A 17,235-nucleotide genomic window follows, 5' to 3' on the forward strand; every position below is an offset into this window, starting at 1 on the left:
CGGAGAATCCAAGCATGAGCAATCTAAGCTCCCTCACACTGCAAAATCAGATTGCGACCAAGCGCACTCGGATCGAGGTCAGATTAGAAACCGACCCGCGAAGTTTCCGCCGCATTGAGCCTCAATTCGTTGCGGATCTTGCAAGCGCCTTAGGAACCGATCCAGAACAGATTCGAAAAATAAAAATAGTCGAGGGCTGCGTCCGCTTCTTTTTCGACCTGCCGACCGACGTTGCTGAGAAGTTCAAACAAGCTCTCAGGCAAAAACCGCTGCCCGCGGAGTTACAGCAATTATTCGATGCTTACAACATCGATCCACGAGACACCAAGTTCGATGTGGTGGAAGAGGCTCCTTATGTGAAGCGCTGGCTCACGTTGTCAGATCAACTGCGAAAGGATGGAAGAGTCCTCACGTGGCTCCATCTGTCTGACGTCCATTTCCAGAATGCAGTGGGCGCAATGCGTTGGACTCAGGACAAAGTGAAAGAGAGCTTCCTATCTCAACTTCCAAAACTTTTGGCTGAGTGGGAATTGAGCCCAGACCTGCTGTTCTTCACCGGCGATATTGCGTATTCCGGTGAGATTGAGCAGTACCAGATCGCTAACGATTTTTTAAAACAAATTGAATCGCGATTGTCGAAGCAGATTCGCACTTATGTCGTTCCAGGTAATCACGACGTTGCTTGGAGCAAAATCGACAATGATAAGAGGCTAAGGAAAACGTTGTCTGACCAATACGAGGTCAGCGATTTTTTTGTTAATACCGCTAACGAGCCTGATCGAAAAAAGACCTTTGCTCGTTTCGACGATTTTTGGAAGTTCCTGGATGACAAGCTGCCAAAGCCGCCGATTTTTAAGAACGATTATTTTTACGTGGATCAGTTCGAGCATTCTGGAGTCAAACTTGGAGTTGCCGGCCTCAATTCGGCCTGGCTTTCGACGAAGAAGAGAAGCCGGACGTACGACGTTGACCTGGGCGAACTCGTTCTTGGAGAACCCCAGATTTTCAAATCGGTGCAGCTGCTTGAGTCGGCTGACATAAAGTTCGCGTTGCTGCATCATCCACCAGAATCGATGTGGTTCAAGGACTTTGACAGACGAATGCAACGGGCGCTCTTACCCAAATTTGACTTTATTCTGCGCGGCCATGAGCACGAACCCACGACTGAAACCACGATTAACGTCTTGACCGATGACGAGTATATGCATTTTGCGAGCGGTGCGCTGTACGACACATCAGAACTAAAAGGGAGGCTTGGCTATCCAATATCTTTCAACTGCGTGAGGATCAACCTGGATACTGGTGAGGGTGTAATTTTCTACTGGCGGTATTTCTCCGACTTGTATAAATGGAAGCGAGACGTAATCGTTGACGATGGATACAAGGAATTCACTATTCCACCCCGAGTTTTGCAGCGGCTCGAAGCAAAGAAGGTACCGGATGAATCTCGGCCAAAGGGCGCGGGCCTACCGATTCCACCCTATAAAAAAAAACCGCGTCGGCCGAGTGATGAGTAGTACTCAATTCATCTTTCGCTTTACCACCCGCACCTCTTACCTTACTCTTTTAAAGCGGTCTACGTTTCATCTACACGAGAGTAAACAGAGCCCGCAAAGTGGGCGACAGCCGCTCCGCGATTAATCTCGCAGCCTCTGTCGCCCGTTTCACGGGCTGATTCAATTTGGGTTATGTTTCCTGGGGCTTACGCCCCAGGCTTTACGCTGCCGCCTGCTCCGCAGGCTCAATCCCTCGAGGAGAATCACATGAACCCCAAACGCTTCGCCACAATTCTATTCGCCTTTGTTATGACCGCGGCCGCGGTCGCGGCGCAGGAAAGTTCAAAACCAAAAGCCGATCCCGAGCCACGCGCCAAAGACGGGAAGAAACTTTTAACAGCAGTCGACCTGCTAAAGATAAATGGCGTCGGCGCGCCACGAATTTCGCCCGACGGCTCGCGCGTGCTCTACACCGTCAGCGAGATCAAGATGGAGAAGGACAAAGAATGGAAGAGCGTGACGCAGCTTTGGGTGGTTCCTACAAACGGCGGCAAAGCGCGGCAGTATACGCGCGGTGAAAAGAGCGCGACCGCGCCGGAATGGTCGCCCGACGGCACGATGATCGCTTTCCTTACTGACCGCGAGAAGGACGGCGAGCGCCAGGTTTGGATGATGATGGCCGACGGCGGCGAGGCCTGGGCGGTCACTGCGCACAAAGGCGGCGTCAGCGGCTTTCGTTTCTCGCCGGATGGCAAGCGACTGGTGCTGACGGCCGTGGATCAGCCGAACAAAGACGAAGAGGATCGTAAGAAGGTCAAAGACGACACGATCGTTATGGATCGCGACATCAAGATGTCGCACCTCTGGCTGTTCGATGTCGATAAGAAAGAAGAGAAGCGTCTGACGGAAGGCGCGTTCACCATCGGCGATCCGCAGTGGTCGCCGGATGGTACTCGCATCACCTACGTCACCAGGCCAACGCCGAAAGCCGACGACGGCGGTCTCAGCGATATCTGGATGGTGACCGTCGCAAGCGGCGAAAAGAAAAAGATCGTCGCGGATGAAGGCTCGAGCGACTCAGCCCGCTGGTCACCAAATGGTGAATGGATCGCGTATGCGGGCAATCCGGATGGTGGTGACGGAGTGGCTACGAACTACCTTTATCTGCTCCCCGCAGCCGGCGGCGCGCCAAAACAACTTACCGCGAAGTTCGAGCTGGATGCGGGCACGCCGGTTTGGTCGCGCGACGGCAAGACGATCTACTTCAGCACTAATATCCTTCAAGCTAACGAAGTGTTCTCAGTGGACGTCGGCACCGGCGCCGTCAAACAATTAACTAAGCGCGGCGGATCGACAGGCATTACGGAAATTAGCCGTGACGGCAAAACTATTGTGGGCACGACAGCTTCATCGCAGCACCCGGCGCAGATCTACACGTCGAACCTCGCTTTCACCACAGTCAAAACTGTCACCGATCATAATTCATGGCTAAAGGACTATGCGCTCGCGGACTCTGAAATCGTCAAGTGGAAGAGCAAGGACGGGACTGAAGTAGAAGGCGTGCTCACCAAGCCGGTGGGTTACACCTCGGGCAAGGTGCCGTTTCTGCTGAATCCCCATGGCGGCCCGACCGGCGCGTCACTGAACAGTTGGGCCGGAACGGTCCAGGTGCTGGCCGCGAATGGCTTCGCCGTACTGCAACCAAACTTTCGCGGCTCGACCGGCAAAGGTCTGGCGTTCGCCCAGGCGAACAAGAACACCTGGGGCAAAGGCGACTTCGAAGATTGCATGACCGGTGTCGATGCGATGATCACCCGCGGGTTAGCCGATCCCGATCGGCTGGGCGCGTTTGGTTGGTCGTACGGCGGTTACATGACATTCTGGATTCTGACCCAGACCGATCGCTTCAAAGCTGTTTCGCCCGGCGCCGGTCTGACCAACATCTACTCGATGTATTCGCAGAACGACATTCAGCGTTACCTGCGCTGGTTCTATTCGGACAAAGCCCCCTGGGACGCGACCGATCTTTACTGGGACCGTTCGCCGATGAAGTACATCAAGAACGTGAAGACGCCCACGATGATCATGCATGGACAAGTGGACACGCGCGTGCCGCTCGCGCAGGCGCAGGAATTTTACATGGCGCTGAAGGAGATGAAGGTGCCGGTGGAGTTTGTCGTCTATCCGCGCGAAGGTCACGGCTTCAATGAGCCGCGTCACAACCTGGATCGCGTGCGCCGCTACGTGCGATTCTTTGCGAAGTACCTAAAGGCTCCAGTCGTGACAGAGCCGTCTGGGCAATAGAAACATTCGAAACTGATACCAGATCAAGTCACGCTCTTAATACATTCAAACAGGAGTTGCTTTATGCCGACAATCAACGCAGAAACCGCTCAGGGTACTAAAACAATCGAAGGGACAACCGGGCGCCGTCTGGTGCTGGTGCTGGAAGACGGCGGGGTGGATATTCTTCACCGCTGCGGCGGAAACGCTCGCTGCACCACCTGCCGGGTTGAGGTGCTGGACGGTAGCGCGCCACCGATGGGTGAAACCGAACTCCAATGCCTTACCCTGCGCGGAGCGCTCGAAGAGGGCTTTCGTCTCTCGTGCCAAATCAGGGTCGCGGGCGACATGCACGTGAAAGTCTTGAAACAGGTGAGCACCGAAGGCATGGATGCGGGACCGCGGCCGGAGGAATGGGATTAATCGTCCATGCCAGATTTCGTAAACATAAAGTTCGAGGTTCAAGAACGCGTGGCGCGTGTCACCTTCAATCGTCCGCCGCTCAACGTGCTGAACATTGCGATGATGCGCGAGATGACCGCGGCCTTAAATGATTGCGTGCAGCAGCGAGACCTGGCGGCGATCGTCTTCGATGCCGCCGAAGGAACGCGCGCCTTTAGCGCGGGTGTCGCCGTCGAAGAACATGTGCCGGCAACTGTCTTCCAGATGTTGGACACCTTTCATGGGGTGTTCCGCACACTTCAGCAGATTGCGAAACCAACGATTGCCGTTGTCGACGGACCGGCGTTGGGCGGCGGGTGTGAACTCGTCGCGGCTTGCGACATTGTCATTGCCAGCGATCGCGCAAAGTTTGGCCAGCCTGAAATCAAGCTTGGCGTGTTTCCGCCGATTGCTGCGATTCTCTTGCCGGCCATCATCGGCGAGCGCCGCGCGCGCGAATTGATTCTGACCGGCGAACTGATTGAAGCCGAAGAAGCTTTGCGGCTGGGTCTGGCGAATTACGTCGTTCCATCTGAAGAACTTGCATCAAAAACCCAGGACGTGCTTGGGAAGTTGCGCGGGCTTTCGGCCTCGGCCCTGTCGATGACGCGCATGGCTCTTGATCTTGGGACGCGGCAAAGCTTTGAATCCGCACTCATAAACGTGGAGAATCTGTACCTGCACGAGTTGATGAAGACAGAAGACGCGGAGGAAGGCGTCCGGGCATTCATGGAGAAGCGTAAGCCGGAATGGAAGAACAAATGAAGAACCGGACACGGAGACGGGGAGAAGCGGAGAATGGGAGAGGGGTTGCTTTTCTCCCCATCCCCCCGTCTCTCCGTCTCCCCGTCGGTTATCTCCTCGTTGCTCTTCTTTTCTTCGCTCTCACCTTCGATTTTTCTTCCAGCGCGCAAACACGGCGCCGCAGCGGCGCGCACGCAACTGCGCCTGAAGCCTTTACGGCAGCCGATCGCACCACGGTCGAGCGCGCGATCGGCAGCGCCTGCGCTGAACGCATTCGCGATCCTTTGGGCAGCACGCCGATTGACGTGATGCAGTCGCGGCCTTCGATGTCCATAAACCATCCCGACGCCGTCGCGGGAGCGAAACGCGCGAATCGTCTGTTGCCGATAACAAAGAAGCTCGTCGCGAATGAGATTGTGCAGCTCGCCAAGGAATACGCCATGTACAGCGGCCCCGCGCGGACTCGCGTGAACGCAGCCGCCGCGCGCGTGCAGGCGGTAAAACAAGTGCGGCCCAACGTCGATGCGCGCGACAACGCGTCGGTGTTGTTGCGCGACCCGCGCGCGATCGAGTTCGGCACAATCTTTCTCGCCGGGCTCCGTTCCGACGAAGCGATGATTAGCGTGCTCGCCCACGAACTGACACACGTTGCCAGCGGACAAACCGACTCGCTGCGGCCCTTGTTTCGCGCGATTGGACGACGCGCAGCCGCGCGCACCGGGTTGCGAATTCAGGGTCAGCGCGCGGAAGAGTTGGCCTGCGATTTAGTGGGCGTGGACGCCACGCGCGCGTTCATTCGTCAGACGCCGAGTTGGGAGCCACTGCCGCGACGCCTGGCGCGCGCGGTCGAGCACAACTGCGTTGATGATGACAGCTCAGATGAAGACCATCTTTCGCCGCGTAACACAATTCGCGCCCTGTTCAGTCTCGATCTCGATCTCGCCCGCGAACTTCTGGGCGGCGCCAATTCGCAGGCATTCCTGAAAAACCCCGCGTCGTTGACAGTTCGCGCGCGCACTTTCTAAGATCGGCGGCAGATGAGTCTGTTTCGTTACTCACTCCCCCTCTCCGCCGGCGGAGAGGGGGGTGGGGGGAGAGGTTGCCGACGCGCACAACCCCACCCCCAACCCCTCCCCGCGCACGGGGAGGGGCGAAGACCTTCACTCAATTCATTGCGATCTACTTACCCAGGCGGGACGTCCGCTGCTTTCATACTTTCAGTAGTTCTCTGCTTGTCCACGCTGGCCCTGCTGTCCGGCTGTCGCACTGAGAGCGAAGCGCAACGCGTGCGGCCGCGACAGTTGCGAGATGTGCCGGCGCAGCGACTGGCGTTCACGTTCGCGGCGGACGTGGAAACACCTCAGAACCTCGCCGCGGACGAGCCAAAGCAAGTGCCGGCAATCCAGCAGGACTTTGATGAACGCCGCAAGGATGAAGAACTCGTCCTCTTGCGGACCTTGCTCTCGCCTGATGGCCAGCGCGCCCTCGCGCTCTACAGCAAGCAGGACGAATCTTCGACGACCTTTCACATCGATTTGTATGCGGCCAGCGGTTCGTTTATTCGCAACATCACGCCGCCTGAATTAGCGGTGGTCTTTCAGGATTCCGTTGTGTGGTCCGCCGACAGCAGTCAGATTGCGTTCGTCGCGCGTAGGGCCGCGCAGCCAACTCCCAGCCCAACCCCGGCTGAACCGGCAGCGCCGTTGCCGCTTGAAACGCCGGTCCCTTCGCCCACCACGGTGATGCCCGTGTTTGCACCGCTGGCGACTTTTGCGACCGAGCAGATCTATCTCGCGGACCGTGACGGCTACAATCTCAGGCCGTTGACGACGCGCGATGGACTGATTTACTTCGCGCTGTCGTGGGCCCCGGACGGGCATGCGTTGGCGGCGTTGGCGTGCAAAGAAAGTGAGTGGGAAGAGCGCGAACGGGCATTTAAAACTCCCGCCGGACGTCCGCGCACGATCACGACCGAGGGAAAAGAACGGCTACTGGATGATGAACTGGCCCAGGCGCCACCCGTCTGGTCGCCTGATTCTTCAAAGGTAGCAACCGCATACGGCGTGGATGTCGGCATTTATGACGACGCCGGCAAAGCGCCGACGCAGGCGCGCATCGTGCTACGCGATCGGCTACTGAGCTCGTCGGTCGCTTTCGATGCCAGCCAGAGCTCCGATCAATCGAAGCCAACCGCGGGCAGCTCGCCGGCAGTAACCGCGGAAGGTCCGGTGTCGTTCAATCCGATCGTGCGAATCGAATGGCCATTGCCTGAGAAGATGTTTCTGGAAACTGCCTACGTAAGTATTCGCAGCGATTTGATCAAGACGTTTTCGCGCTGGCACGCGTTGACGCTAAGTCCGCAGGCGGTCGTACTGAAATGAGAGCAGCTTCAGCTTGATTGTTCGACCCTGTCGCGACTGCTCCGGGTACTGACACTGGCAGGCCAAATAAGCGACAAGCCTTTTGCCATCACCCATAAAACCGCGCCGGTGACAATCGTCACCACCAGCCAAAACTTCCAATAGCTCGTAAACGCGTTGCCAAATCCATCCTGAACGCGATGCGACAGGTTCACATTTAGCTCTGCCGGGGTCAGCAAGCGCGCCGCTACCTGAGTGAACAGATACCAGGCGAACGCGTAAATCCAGGCCGTACGATCCATACCGACGCGCCGTAGAGCGATCATTCCGACGGTAATTCCGCCAATGTGCGCCAATGCGGTTGAGAAATAGAGACCGCTGGGCAGCAACACGTAGATGATCCAGACGACCAGCCCGGGTATCGTCCAGATCGCCGCGGCGCGAATTAGTTCGCGATGACTCAGCAGCAGGCCAATCCCGAGTAGAACATTCCCCGCGTTGCACATCCACAGCAGATGGCCCATGCCGCCGAAGCGCCAATAGTGAATCGTCTGTACGGCAAAGAACGCGAGCGGCAACAGACCCATCAGCCGGTAACGTAACTCGAGCGGATCACTCATGAGGGCCAGAATATCACGCAGAAGTCTTTAAGGAGTCGATAGCTCTGATCGAAGTTTACTGGCGCGAAACCTGTCTGGACAGCAACAGATATTTTGAGCTAGATTAGGCATCCCCCTAACAATTGAAGCGAGCGCGTTTCATTGATCGCGCGGACGTAACCCGACTATGAACGCCCTCCGTGTTGACGCCGCTTCTCTTTGCGGCATTGTCTGAGCCGTTCGTTATGGATATCGCAGACCTAAAAGTCATTGCTGAACCGACGCGCGTTCCTGAACGCCCAATATTTTCAGTCGATCTTTCTTACGAGGCGCTCGCCTCGAAAAAACCTCCAGCCAAATCCAGGATCTCGCGTAAAAGAAAAGGTAAAGAGGCCGACAGCAAGCTCCGCGGTACCGTGCTCGTCGTCGATGACGTGCCCGACGTCACCGAGATGATCGAGCTGCTGCTCAAGCATGCTGGATACGATGTCTCGACGGCTGAGTCAGCGCAGGATGCTTTGCATCTCGCCCGCCTGAATCATTATGACCTCGTGATCTCAGACATCGGCATGCCTGAGATGAACGGGTACGAATTGGCGGCGGCGCTGCGCGAGCTCGCGGCTTACAACAAGACGCCACTGATTGCCGTGACTGGCTACTCTGAGTACGACGATCGCGGTCGTGCCGTGCGGGCCGGCTTTAATGTTCACCTGACCAAACCAATCGAACCGACGGAGTTGCTGACGTTGATGCGGGAACTCCTGTCTCAATCCGAACCGGGCACGACTCACTGATTAGAACTGCAGGTTCGACTAACCGCAAGCGTTTAGGTTGAGCGCTGCCCTTTGTCAGTAGTCCGTTGTCAGTAGTCAGTTGTGCGCTCAATCAAAGAGGCAACTGACGACGGACGACTGACCACTGACAGTTCCTGTTGATTTGTTTTTTTGCTTCCGGCATTCTCTTTTGAAATGGATGAGATCACGCCAGCCGAAGCACCGGTTGCCAAAAAACCAACCCGTCGCTTTCAGGACTGGCTCAAGTCAGAAGCCGCTGTCCGCTTTGGCGAGCTGGCCGTCGGTGGTATCGCTATCGTCATCCTGTTCCGGCAGCTTCAGTATTCCACCTCGGCAATTTGCTGCGGCGACTTTGACGGCTACTACCACATGAAGTGGGCGCAGCTGCTTTGGGAGAACATCAAGGCGAAGCATTTCTTTCCACCCACCTTCACCTGGCTGCCGCTGACGACGCTGAATCCGAACGACTACGTCGATCATCACCTGCTCTATCACATCCTGCTGATTCCTTTTACCTGGTTTCGTGACGTGCAAACCGGCGGGAAGATTGCTGCGATTCTCTTCGCGAGCATCGCGCTGTTTTCCTGTTATTGGCTGATCGTCCGCTACGAAGTCAGGTATCGGCTGCTTTGGTTGCTGGCCTTGCTGGCGTCATCCGCGCCGTTTCTCTACCGGATGAACATGACGAAGGCGCCTCCGCTGGCCATTCTGTTCGTGATCATCGGCACCTATCTGCTGTTCGAACGCAAGCACTGGCAGTTACTGCCGCTCGCGCTGATCTTTACCTGGACCTACGACATGGTCGTGCTGCTGGGCGTGGCGGTGGCGATTTGGACAGGTGTGATTGCCTGGACCGAAGGCCGCTTTGAGTGGCGGCCGCTGGCGTACGTCAGTGCCGGCTGTGTGCTGGGTCTGGTCATCAATCCATATTTTCCGCACAACCTCTATCTCTTCTGGGAGCATGCGCGCGTCAAGATCACCGCCGATGACTTTGCCACGAAAGTCGGCAACGAATGGTACCCGTACGACACCTGGCAGTTCCTGATAAATTGCTTCGTCGCGCTCGTGGCGATGGTTGCCGGCTATCTCGCTTTCGACAGCAGCGATCGAAAGCGATCGCAAAAGCCTCTGTACTTTCTTGTGCTCGCGACCGTGCTGCTGTTGATCAACCTGCGTTGGAAGCGCTTCGCGGAATACTTTCCACCGTTCGCGATTCTGTTCGCCGCATTCTCGCTGGAACAGTTGTGGCGGGGGCGCGCAGTCTTCACGCGCTTGCCTGATGCCGTGCTTGAGGACTTACAACCGTATCTCGATCGTCAGGAACCAACAGTGCTCGCGAAAGAACACCGGCAGGAAGAAACGTACCGCACCGTGAAGATCGCTTTGGCGGCCCTGGCGCTGGCGGCCGTGTTCTTCGCCAACGTCTATCGCACGTCACGCGACATCTGGGAAAGCGAGCCGCGCAACTACTACGCGCAGGGCGCGGCATGGATGCGCACGAACATTCCGGCAGGCCAAATCGTTTTCAACACTGACTGGGACGACTTCCCGCGATTGTTTTACTTCGACTCGACCCACGCGTATGTTTCGGGCCTGGACCCGGCCTACCTGCACAATCGTAATGCCGAGTTGTCGAAGCTCTATGACAAGATAACGCTGGGTGAAGAGGAAGATCCGGGGCCACTGATCCGAGATCGTTTCGGCTCGCGCTGGGTGTTTACTGACAACAAAGATCACGTTTCTTTCATCGATAATGCGCTGCAAAGCGGTTGGTTTGATCGCGTCTATGAAGATGAGGACTGCAGCGTGTTGTGGATCCGCGATCAGAAAGGCGCGCCGCCACCCGATGTGAACACTGAGAGTGGAAGCGGCGGCGGCAATCTGAGTGATAATTCGCCTCGGTAGCATCGGCGCCGTTTTCGCCTGAATTGCATGAACAAGCTGTTTCAAGTTTTGGCAATCGCAACACTCGTTGGCGCGACGAGTTTCGGCATTATCAGTTGCCGGCGCTCTACGTCTTCTGAAGACGATGGCCCGCCCGACACGTCGACCTATCGGCCGCTTGCGACTCCGCTGACGGAATTCGAGCAGAAGCTGAAAGACGTCCGCGACGGTCACTTTCAGTTCGTTTGGGTGTTTAGGCGGTTGGACGGAAAAGAATTTACGTCCGAAGACAGCGAGATTCTGCGGACGAACGCGCCGAGGGTTGTTGATTGGATCGGCCTGGACGACAAGAAGACTTATATAGCCGGATCGAATTTTCCGATCACGCCAGAGAATTTGGCGACGCTGCAGAAGAGATACAAGATTGAGGACTACTCAGGTAAATGACTCATTGATTCAATGGATCAATGATTGAATGGATCAATCGCTAACACCAGCTTTCCAAATTGCGCACGCTCTTCCATCAACTCGTGAGCTTTGCGCGCTTCGGACAAAGGCAGAATCTGATCGACAACCGCCCGAATTTGCCCTGACTCAATAAACTTCATCGCCGCCAGTAAGTCAGCTTTCGAACCCATCATCGATCCGAGAATCGTTAAGTGACGATAGAACACGTGGCGCAGATCCGTTTTCGCGTCGAAACCACTGGTCGCGCCGCAAGTCACCAGCCTTCCGCCTCTCTTCAAAGACAGAATCGAACCCGGCCACGTGGCCGCACCAGTATGCTCAAAGACAACATCGACGCCGCGGCCGTTTGTCAGTCGTTTCACTTGTTTCGGCCAATCCTCCGGTGTGTAATCGATCGTTTCATCGGCGCCGAGCTCGCGCGCCTTCGCACGTTTCTCGACCGAACTGGCGGTCGTGATCACGCGCGCGCCGAGAAGTTTCGCAATCTGAATCCCCACAGAGCCGACGCCGCTGCCCGCCGCGTGCACCAAAACATCTTCGCCCGGCTGGACATCGGCGCGCGCCACGAGCATGTGCCACGCCGTCAAAGTCACCAGCGGAAGCGCGGCGGCTTCTTCCCACGTCAGGTTCTGCGGTTTGGGAATTACGTTGACTCCCGGCACGGCAATTAACTCGGCATAACCGCCGTCGCGCCCGCTGCCGATGATGTCGTATTCATCGCACATGTTGTCGCGACCGGCGAGACATTCGGCGCAATGGCCACAGGAGACGCCGGGCTGCAACATAACTTCATCGCCGGCGTTCACCCACGTGACGAGTTCGCCAACTTCGCGTACGACCCCGGCGACATCGTTGCCAAGGACGTGCGGCAGTGGAAGCTTGATACCTGGCAAGCCGTTCCGCACCCAGACGTCCAGATGATTAAGCGCACAAGCGCGGACTTCGACCAGAACTTCACTCGCTTTGATCTGCGGATCGGGAACTTGGGCCAGCTTGAGTACCTCAGGCCCACCGTGCTGTTCGAAGATGACGGCTTTCATGATCGTGGACTTCGGTCAGCCCGAAGGGCTGAAAGAGAGTAGGCGGGGGTTGAGCGCGCAGCGCGATACCCCCGGGATCGGGTCTTTAAGAGCTTGACCCTGAAAGGGTCACAGAAGTCTGGCACCTTTCAGGGTGCCGAATTTGCGCCGATGTTTCCCGGGGGTCTACGCTTTGCTGCGACCCCCGGCTACTCTCCAGCAACCCTTCGGGTTGCGAACCTTTGCGCTTGCGCGTTAGCGCGCCGCGTCAATTCCCTTCTTCACTTCACTAATCGCGTCCTTCACAAGATCCAGCGCTTTCGCGCGATGTCCGCCCTTGTCGGAGGTGGCGCGAAGCGGCCAGCGCCGTCGTCATCCGTGGTTGATCCGGCGCGCCCGCGACTCTCACAGCGTGATTATGACGGCGGTCATAGTCGATACCCTGGTTGACTTGCGCAATGGCCTGGTTCACCAACGCAATCGCTTTGCCTCTGTGACCGCCTTTGTTGGCCGTGGCGCGTTGCAATTCACGCTTCGCGGTTTGCAGGTCCGCGCGCGCTGCCTGCATGAATGGTTGATCGGGGATCGCGGCTGCGATGGTTACAGCGCACAGCAAGAACGCCGCGGCAAAGACGGTTTTGTATTTCATGATCCAAGCTCCTTGATAAAATTCGCGACTGAAAAGCGACCATACGTTACTACGGTGCTTTCGGCTGAAGCAATCGCAACTCAGCCGTTGTCGCGTACGTACTTTTTGGAACGCCGAGGGCTTTCGTGAGTTACAATCAGCAGGTCTTATCTCTCCTAAACTGGCTCGAACGTTTCAGTAAATCTCTTATCCAGAGGAGTCCGGAACGATGAAGTTGACTCGATTACTACCCGTGGCCGCGATCCTGTTGGTTGGGTGTTCAGCCTCGATGGTCGCGCAGGAACGCTGGCGACGCTTGCCACCTCAGCGTGACGCTAATTTTTACGCGCCGCGCAACAAGTTGGAAGAGTTCGAATCCCGGCCCTCAGCCGTGCTGATTAAAGGCCGCACCTGGGTGGCCACGCTGAGAGCACAAATCGGCTCGGCCCGAGTGGAAGCAACGGAGATTCGTGAGGCGGGTAACTCAGCGCGCGCCACCGGAGTGACGATCACAATTAATAGTCCGGAGCCCGGTGACGTTCGCTGTTTGATCGATTACGAAGAAATCGACGACCTCGTCAAGGCTTTCGATGCGCTGGCGAAGGCCGACGATTCGACCACCAAGCTGACGCACTTTGAACTGCATTACCGTACGCGCGGCGATTTCGAAATCATCGTTTTTAAGCAAACGAGTGGTGGGATAGCGGCCGCGATCGAAGGCGGCTATTTTGAGCGCACGCGCATTTTGCTCACGCTCGAGGATTTCACGAAGTTGCGGTGGATGATCGTGCAGGCAAAGGAAAAGCTGGACGAGATTAAGTAGTCAACGCCTGGCTGTCCGGATCGCTTCCGGCAAAGCCTTCAAATCCGGCTCGACCCATTCGGCTTTAGCTTTGTCTGTGGCCAGCAGCTCATCCGAGTAGAACTGAGCAATCAAATCCTTGTCCTTGCAGCGATCGATCAGCGCGTTCGCCGTTTCACTAAGCGACATATTTGCTCGATGCTCGGCGACCAGGTTCGCCACGATACGTAACCAGAAGAGCGTAATGGTTTCGTGATAGCCCATCTTGCCGTAGGTCTCCGACAGCCGGCGAATCCCTTTTGTCATTTTAAGGCTCGCTTCGTCCGGCGAAAGATGCCACACATACCAGAGCGCCACCGTCAGGTGCTGGTAGTGGCGAAACTCCGCAGGATGAAAACTGCAAGCCTCAAACGCCGAGACGAGCGCGTGAATTTCGTCATCAGTCTTGTAATAGATCTCCATGATCAATTCTCCAGAAGAAGGCGGGCGTGGTACGCACGCCTCAGGCTGCTCGCTCTTTTCATAGCACGCCAGAGGCGTGCGAACCGCCGCCTTCCAAAAAACAAATGAGGCGGACCGATTTAACGATCCGCCTCACGTGTCGTGACTTTTAACTCTGGTTACTTGCCAGTCTGGTTGACCCGGACCGTCAAGCGCGACTTATGGCGCGCGGCGGCGTTGCGATGTAGCACGCCCTTCTGCACAGCCTTGTCGATTTCTGAAACTGTTTTCGGCAAAAGCTCTGGTGCAGCTTTGCCGGCGTCTTTCGATAAAGCCGTGCGTAGGTTCTTAATCGCAGTGCGTAATCTCGTGCGATTGCTCCGATTTATCAGGCGCCGACGCTCGCTCTGTCGCACCCGTTTCTCTGCTGATTTATGATTAGGCATTAAAAAACTCTCCGAATTCCTGAACTACAGCGCCAAGGGCAACGATTTGGCCTCAACGCGAAATTAGAGATTATGGGGAGCGAAGCCGGGGGTGTCAAGGCGCGCATTCGCGGGATCTCTACGATCTCGGGAGTCTTTGCGGCGAACCGCTTGGAATTCCCTCCCCGTGGAGATGGACCGAACGGGGAGGTAGCGCTGATTTAACAGCGCACCCCAAAAAAGAAACGCCCACGGTCCTGGCCCGCGAGCGGTTCTCTTGCTACTTGGTCCTGTACTTCCCGTTAGGCACTCAACCGCAAGGACCGCAGAACATTCTGAAAGACGCCCTGATAGTTTGAGTACTCATCGTTAGGCGCCACTGCGATCAGGAACAGCAATTCACCGCTGCGGAGTTGAGTCGTAATCACATTCACGACCTCCGGACGTCCAGTCCCCTCGTTGACGTTGCTTAAGCTAACCGTCAGAGCCGTTCGACCATCAATCGTACTGCGCTGTAGACCACTACGCGAACGCAAATTGGGATTCCCCTGCTGCAGGCTCCTGAGAAATTCATTTGTCGCCTGCTGCAAGTTTCGGCTGTTGGTTTGGGCCACACCGACATTCACACCGTGGGTAAAGACGGGCTGGCCGTTTACCGAACCGACTGCGCCGTTGGGCGCGAACCAAACTGACGAACTGCTGTCAGAGACTTGCCGCCAGTTCTCAGGCACGCTCACTTGCGCAACACCGATCGAGTAGCTTCGATAACGTGACGATGGATACTCAACCCGGCCTGTCGGCGCATTTGGATAACCCGTGCTCTCGCCGGTTGGGTAACCCTCGCCCTGGTTCGGATAGCGTTGACCACTCCGCTCGATCTCAGCCAATGTTGGCGCGGATCCAAAACTCCGCAGTCGCTCGTTAATGGCCAGAAAGTCGCGGTTGTCGCGACGCGTGTTCCTTATTTGGAGGTACTGCGCTTCCTGATTGATACGCGCGTAGCGGTTCGCCGGACTCGGGTGGCTACTAAAAAACCCGCCGCTACTGCCGCCACCCGCGCGTTCGATGGTCTGGAACATGGCAGCGAGTTCACGCGGATCGTATCCAGCGTTTGCCAGGATGCGCGCGCCGAGAATGTCCGCTTCAGTTTCGTATTCGCGACTGAACTTCAGGAAGTACACTCCGATCGTACCCTGCGCAATTTGTCCGATGGCCGGGCCACCGAGGATGCTGCCCAAAATTCCCGCGATGCCTGCGCCAAGAGCGTACTTCTGGGCTTTGGTCGCCTGGGCCGTTCCATGCCGCAGCGCCACGTGGCTGATTTCGTGAGCCATCACTCCGGCCATCTGGCCTTCCGTGCGTGCTGCCTGGATCATTCCGCGGTTCACGTACATCGGTCCGCCGGGCAACGCAAACGCGTTGATGTCGCGCGCATTCACCACCTTAAAGAAGTAACGAAATTCCGCATGCTGAAACTCAGGTGGAATGGCGGCAACTAGGTCCTGGCCAACCGTTTCAACGTAGCGTTGCACTTCCGAGTCGCGCAAGAGTGGAAACTTTTGCTCGACTTCCGCGGCGGCCTGCCGGCCCACTTTCACGTCGTCGGCAACACTGTACTTGTTGCTGTGTAACTTTATTTGGGTTTGCCCCAGAGCCGCGATTGGCGTAGCGACTATGGCTACAGCCAGCAGCCAGACGGAAAATTTAGTGGTGATGCGTTGCGTTCTTCGATTCATTTGAAAGCTCCTCTCGATCTGCGATCCCACGTCTCGAATTGGAGAGAGTGCCAGGCCGGAGACATGTCCTCCCGGTCTACGCAGTCAATTCGAATGCCACTGGATTCGCCACCCGCCGGGACTGACTGTGATTCTTACGAATATCTTGCGTTTCATCTTTCACTTACAGGTTCCCGCGCAATTCGTCAGGGTTGCCCAAACGGCCTGAGATTATCAGTTTCAAGCGAGGCTGACTATGCTTCAAATTCGTTCATCTCAGCGCCGATTTGGTTCATTTCAAACGCCGTTGCGGCGCTCAGATTTTAGCGATGAAGACACGGCTTAGCGATGGTAAGCTTTGACGGTGCGCCGCCATGACGGCCCCGAGATCGCCCATGAAAGCTGAAACTCTCAATTGCCCAAACTGTGGCGCTGCAGTTTCTTCTGATTCGCCGCGGTGTCAGTTCTGCGAATCAAAGCTCGCAACCGTCGCGTGCCCGTCTTGCTTCGCCATGATGTTCATCGGCAGCCGCCATTGTCCGCATTGCGGCGCGGCAGCCGCGGACACGAAAGCTTCCTCGCTCTCCACTTTGAAGTGTCCCAAGTGCAAGAGCGATATGCTGGCGATCACACTCGGCGCGTCGGCGATGCGCGAATGCGGAAGCTGTGGCGGCTTGTGGCTCGAGGTTGCTGCCTTCGAAAAGATTTGCGCCGATCGCGAGCATCAGTCGAGCGTGCTTGGTATGCCATCCCCGGTAGTCGAACATCAAATCCATCCTGCTAAAGAAATCAGAGTTCGTTACATTCCTTGTCCGCAGTGTCGCCAGTTAATGAACCGGATGAACTTTGCGCGGTGTTCCGGAGTCATCGTCGATATCTGCCGTGGGCACGGAATCTGGTTTGATCGCGACGAGTTGCGCAGCATAATCGAATTCATTCGCGCCGGCGGGCTCGAACTGGCGCGGAACAAAGAGAAGCGCCAGATTGCATTTGAGCGAGAACAGCTTCGACGCGATCAATCCCTCAGCAATGCTGGAATCCGGGCCAACTATTCCGACGCCGAACTGCTCGACGGATTTTCTGCGAGCCGGGGCATGCTCAAATTCTTAATTGAATGATTTCGGAGTTTCGCGTGA

Annotated in this window: 18 protein-coding genes; 11 read left to right on the forward strand and 7 right to left on the reverse strand. The window is 56.5% G+C overall.

Annotation, left to right across the window (positions count from 1 at the left end; genetic code table 11):
* The first annotated feature begins 14 nt into the window (after positions 1–14).
* The 6 genes from VFX97_08275 to VFX97_08300 all read left to right on the forward strand — a co-directional run bounded on the left by VFX97_08275 (position 15) and on the right by VFX97_08300 (position 7,345).
* Positions 15–1,517, forward strand: coding sequence for a metallophosphoesterase (locus VFX97_08275; GenBank protein HEX5703177.1), 1,503 nt, complete (start codon positions 15–17; stop codon positions 1,515–1,517).
* A 246-nt stretch (positions 1,518–1,763) separates the two neighbouring features.
* Complete coding sequence (locus tag VFX97_08280; GenBank protein HEX5703178.1) at positions 1,764–3,800, forward strand: S9 family peptidase; 2,037 nt, start codon at positions 1,764–1,766, stop codon at positions 3,798–3,800.
* Positions 3,801–3,863: 63 nt separating this feature from the next.
* Positions 3,864–4,202: a 2Fe-2S iron-sulfur cluster-binding protein gene (locus tag VFX97_08285; protein ID HEX5703179.1), complete on the forward strand. Its 339-nt coding sequence runs from the start codon at positions 3,864–3,866 to the stop codon at positions 4,200–4,202.
* Positions 4,203–4,208: 6 nt separating this feature from the next.
* Positions 4,209–4,985, forward strand: a complete 777-nt coding sequence (locus tag VFX97_08290) for an enoyl-CoA hydratase-related protein (protein ID HEX5703180.1) — start codon at positions 4,209–4,211, stop codon at positions 4,983–4,985.
* Entirely contained in the window at positions 4,970–5,989 is a 1,020-nt protein-coding gene (locus VFX97_08295) for a hypothetical protein (protein HEX5703181.1), read from the forward strand. The genes VFX97_08290 and VFX97_08295 overlap by 16 nt, the downstream gene beginning before the upstream one ends.
* 207 nt (positions 5,990–6,196) lie before the next feature.
* Positions 6,197–7,345, forward strand: a complete 1,149-nt coding sequence (locus VFX97_08300) for a hypothetical protein (protein ID HEX5703182.1) — start codon at positions 6,197–6,199, stop codon at positions 7,343–7,345.
* 8 nt (positions 7,346–7,353) lie between these two features.
* On the opposite strand, the gene VFX97_08305 is transcribed toward VFX97_08300, so the two are convergent.
* Entirely contained in the window at positions 7,354–7,944 is a 591-nt protein-coding gene (locus tag VFX97_08305) for a hypothetical protein (GenBank protein HEX5703183.1), read from the reverse strand.
* 224 nt (positions 7,945–8,168) lie between these two features.
* Here VFX97_08305 and VFX97_08310 point away from each other — a divergent pair, with 224 nt between their 5' ends.
* From VFX97_08310 to VFX97_08320, 3 genes are all read left to right on the forward strand, one after another.
* A complete protein-coding gene (locus VFX97_08310) occupies positions 8,169–8,717 on the forward strand; it encodes a response regulator (protein HEX5703184.1) in 549 nt (182 codons plus the stop codon).
* Positions 8,718–8,891: 174 nt separating this feature from the next.
* The gene (locus VFX97_08315) at positions 8,892–10,622 is read left to right on the forward strand and encodes a hypothetical protein (GenBank protein ID HEX5703185.1); all 1,731 of its coding nucleotides are present in this window, start codon (positions 8,892–8,894) and stop codon (positions 10,620–10,622) included.
* Positions 10,623–10,649: 27 nt separating this feature from the next.
* Entirely contained in the window at positions 10,650–11,048 is a 399-nt protein-coding gene (locus tag VFX97_08320; protein HEX5703186.1) for a hypothetical protein, read from the forward strand.
* A 17-nt stretch (positions 11,049–11,065) separates the two neighbouring features.
* Here VFX97_08320 and VFX97_08325 read toward each other — a convergent pair whose 3' ends face one another.
* Both VFX97_08325 and VFX97_08330 read right to left on the reverse strand, forming a co-directional pair.
* Complete coding sequence (locus VFX97_08325; protein ID HEX5703187.1) at positions 11,066–12,109, reverse strand: zinc-binding dehydrogenase; 1,044 nt, start codon at positions 12,107–12,109, stop codon at positions 11,066–11,068.
* 268 nt (positions 12,110–12,377) lie between these two features.
* Entirely contained in the window at positions 12,378–12,737 is a 360-nt protein-coding gene (locus tag VFX97_08330) for a hypothetical protein (protein HEX5703188.1), read from the reverse strand.
* Positions 12,738–12,945: 208 nt separating this feature from the next.
* On the opposite strand from VFX97_08330, the gene VFX97_08335 reads away from it, so the two are divergent.
* Positions 12,946–13,539 (forward strand): hypothetical protein, encoded by a 594-nt coding sequence (locus VFX97_08335; GenBank protein HEX5703189.1) that lies wholly within the window; start codon positions 12,946–12,948, stop codon positions 13,537–13,539.
* Here the strand turns inward: VFX97_08335 and VFX97_08340 are convergent, their stop codons facing one another.
* From VFX97_08340 to VFX97_08355, 4 genes are all read right to left on the reverse strand, one after another.
* Complete coding sequence (locus VFX97_08340) at positions 13,540–13,980, reverse strand: hypothetical protein (GenBank protein HEX5703190.1); 441 nt, start codon at positions 13,978–13,980, stop codon at positions 13,540–13,542.
* A gap of 158 nt (positions 13,981–14,138) precedes the next feature.
* Positions 14,139–14,405 carry a 30S ribosomal protein S20 gene (gene rpsT, locus VFX97_08345; protein HEX5703191.1) on the reverse strand — a complete coding sequence of 89 codons (267 nt, stop codon included), beginning with the start codon at positions 14,403–14,405 and terminating at the stop codon, positions 14,139–14,141.
* A gap of 281 nt (positions 14,406–14,686) precedes the next feature.
* Complete coding sequence (locus VFX97_08350) at positions 14,687–16,120, reverse strand: M48 family metallopeptidase (protein ID HEX5703192.1); 1,434 nt, start codon at positions 16,118–16,120, stop codon at positions 14,687–14,689.
* A 439-nt stretch (positions 16,121–16,559) separates the two neighbouring features.
* Complete coding sequence (locus VFX97_08355; protein HEX5703193.1) at positions 16,560–16,703, reverse strand: hypothetical protein; 144 nt, start codon at positions 16,701–16,703, stop codon at positions 16,560–16,562.
* 13 nt (positions 16,704–16,716) lie between these two features.
* Between VFX97_08355 and VFX97_08360 the strand changes: the two genes are divergently transcribed.
* A complete protein-coding gene (locus VFX97_08360; GenBank protein ID HEX5703194.1) occupies positions 16,717–17,217 on the forward strand; it encodes a zf-TFIIB domain-containing protein in 501 nt (166 codons plus the stop codon).
* Positions 17,218–17,235 lie beyond the last annotated feature (18 nt).

The sequence above is a fragment of the Pyrinomonadaceae bacterium genome (genome assembly GCA_036277115.1).
In the GTDB taxonomy this organism is placed as follows: domain Bacteria; phylum Acidobacteriota; class Blastocatellia; order Pyrinomonadales; family Pyrinomonadaceae; genus UBA11740.

Excerpts from the sequence above, each read along its gene's own strand:
- VFX97_08275 (HEX5703177.1), top strand. The coding sequence starts at position 15 with ATGAGCAATCTAAGCTCCCTCACACTGCAAAATCAGATTGCGACCAAG.
- VFX97_08280 (HEX5703178.1), top strand. The coding sequence starts at position 1,764 with ATGAACCCCAAACGCTTCGCCACAATTCTATTCGCCTTTGTTATGACC.
- VFX97_08285 (HEX5703179.1), top strand. The coding sequence starts at position 3,864 with ATGCCGACAATCAACGCAGAAACCGCTCAGGGTACTAAAACAATCGAA.
- VFX97_08290 (HEX5703180.1), top strand. The coding sequence starts at position 4,209 with ATGCCAGATTTCGTAAACATAAAGTTCGAGGTTCAAGAACGCGTGGCG.
- VFX97_08295 (HEX5703181.1), top strand. The coding sequence starts at position 4,970 with ATGGAAGAACAAATGAAGAACCGGACACGGAGACGGGGAGAAGCGGAG.
- VFX97_08305 (HEX5703183.1), bottom strand. The coding sequence starts at position 7,944 with ATGAGTGATCCGCTCGAGTTACGTTACCGGCTGATGGGTCTGTTGCCG.
- VFX97_08310 (HEX5703184.1), top strand. The coding sequence starts at position 8,169 with ATGGATATCGCAGACCTAAAAGTCATTGCTGAACCGACGCGCGTTCCT.
- VFX97_08315 (HEX5703185.1), top strand. The coding sequence starts at position 8,892 with ATGGATGAGATCACGCCAGCCGAAGCACCGGTTGCCAAAAAACCAACC.
- VFX97_08320 (HEX5703186.1), top strand. The coding sequence starts at position 10,650 with ATGAACAAGCTGTTTCAAGTTTTGGCAATCGCAACACTCGTTGGCGCG.
- VFX97_08325 (HEX5703187.1), bottom strand. The coding sequence starts at position 12,109 with ATGAAAGCCGTCATCTTCGAACAGCACGGTGGGCCTGAGGTACTCAAG.
- VFX97_08330 (HEX5703188.1), bottom strand. The coding sequence starts at position 12,737 with ATGAAATACAAAACCGTCTTTGCCGCGGCGTTCTTGCTGTGCGCTGTA.
- VFX97_08335 (HEX5703189.1), top strand. The coding sequence starts at position 12,946 with ATGAAGTTGACTCGATTACTACCCGTGGCCGCGATCCTGTTGGTTGGG.
- VFX97_08340 (HEX5703190.1), bottom strand. The coding sequence starts at position 13,980 with ATGGAGATCTATTACAAGACTGATGACGAAATTCACGCGCTCGTCTCG.
- rpsT (HEX5703191.1), bottom strand. The coding sequence starts at position 14,405 with ATGCCTAATCATAAATCAGCAGAGAAACGGGTGCGACAGAGCGAGCGT.
- VFX97_08350 (HEX5703192.1), bottom strand. The coding sequence starts at position 16,120 with ATGAATCGAAGAACGCAACGCATCACCACTAAATTTTCCGTCTGGCTG.
- VFX97_08360 (HEX5703194.1), top strand. The coding sequence starts at position 16,717 with ATGCTGGCGATCACACTCGGCGCGTCGGCGATGCGCGAATGCGGAAGC.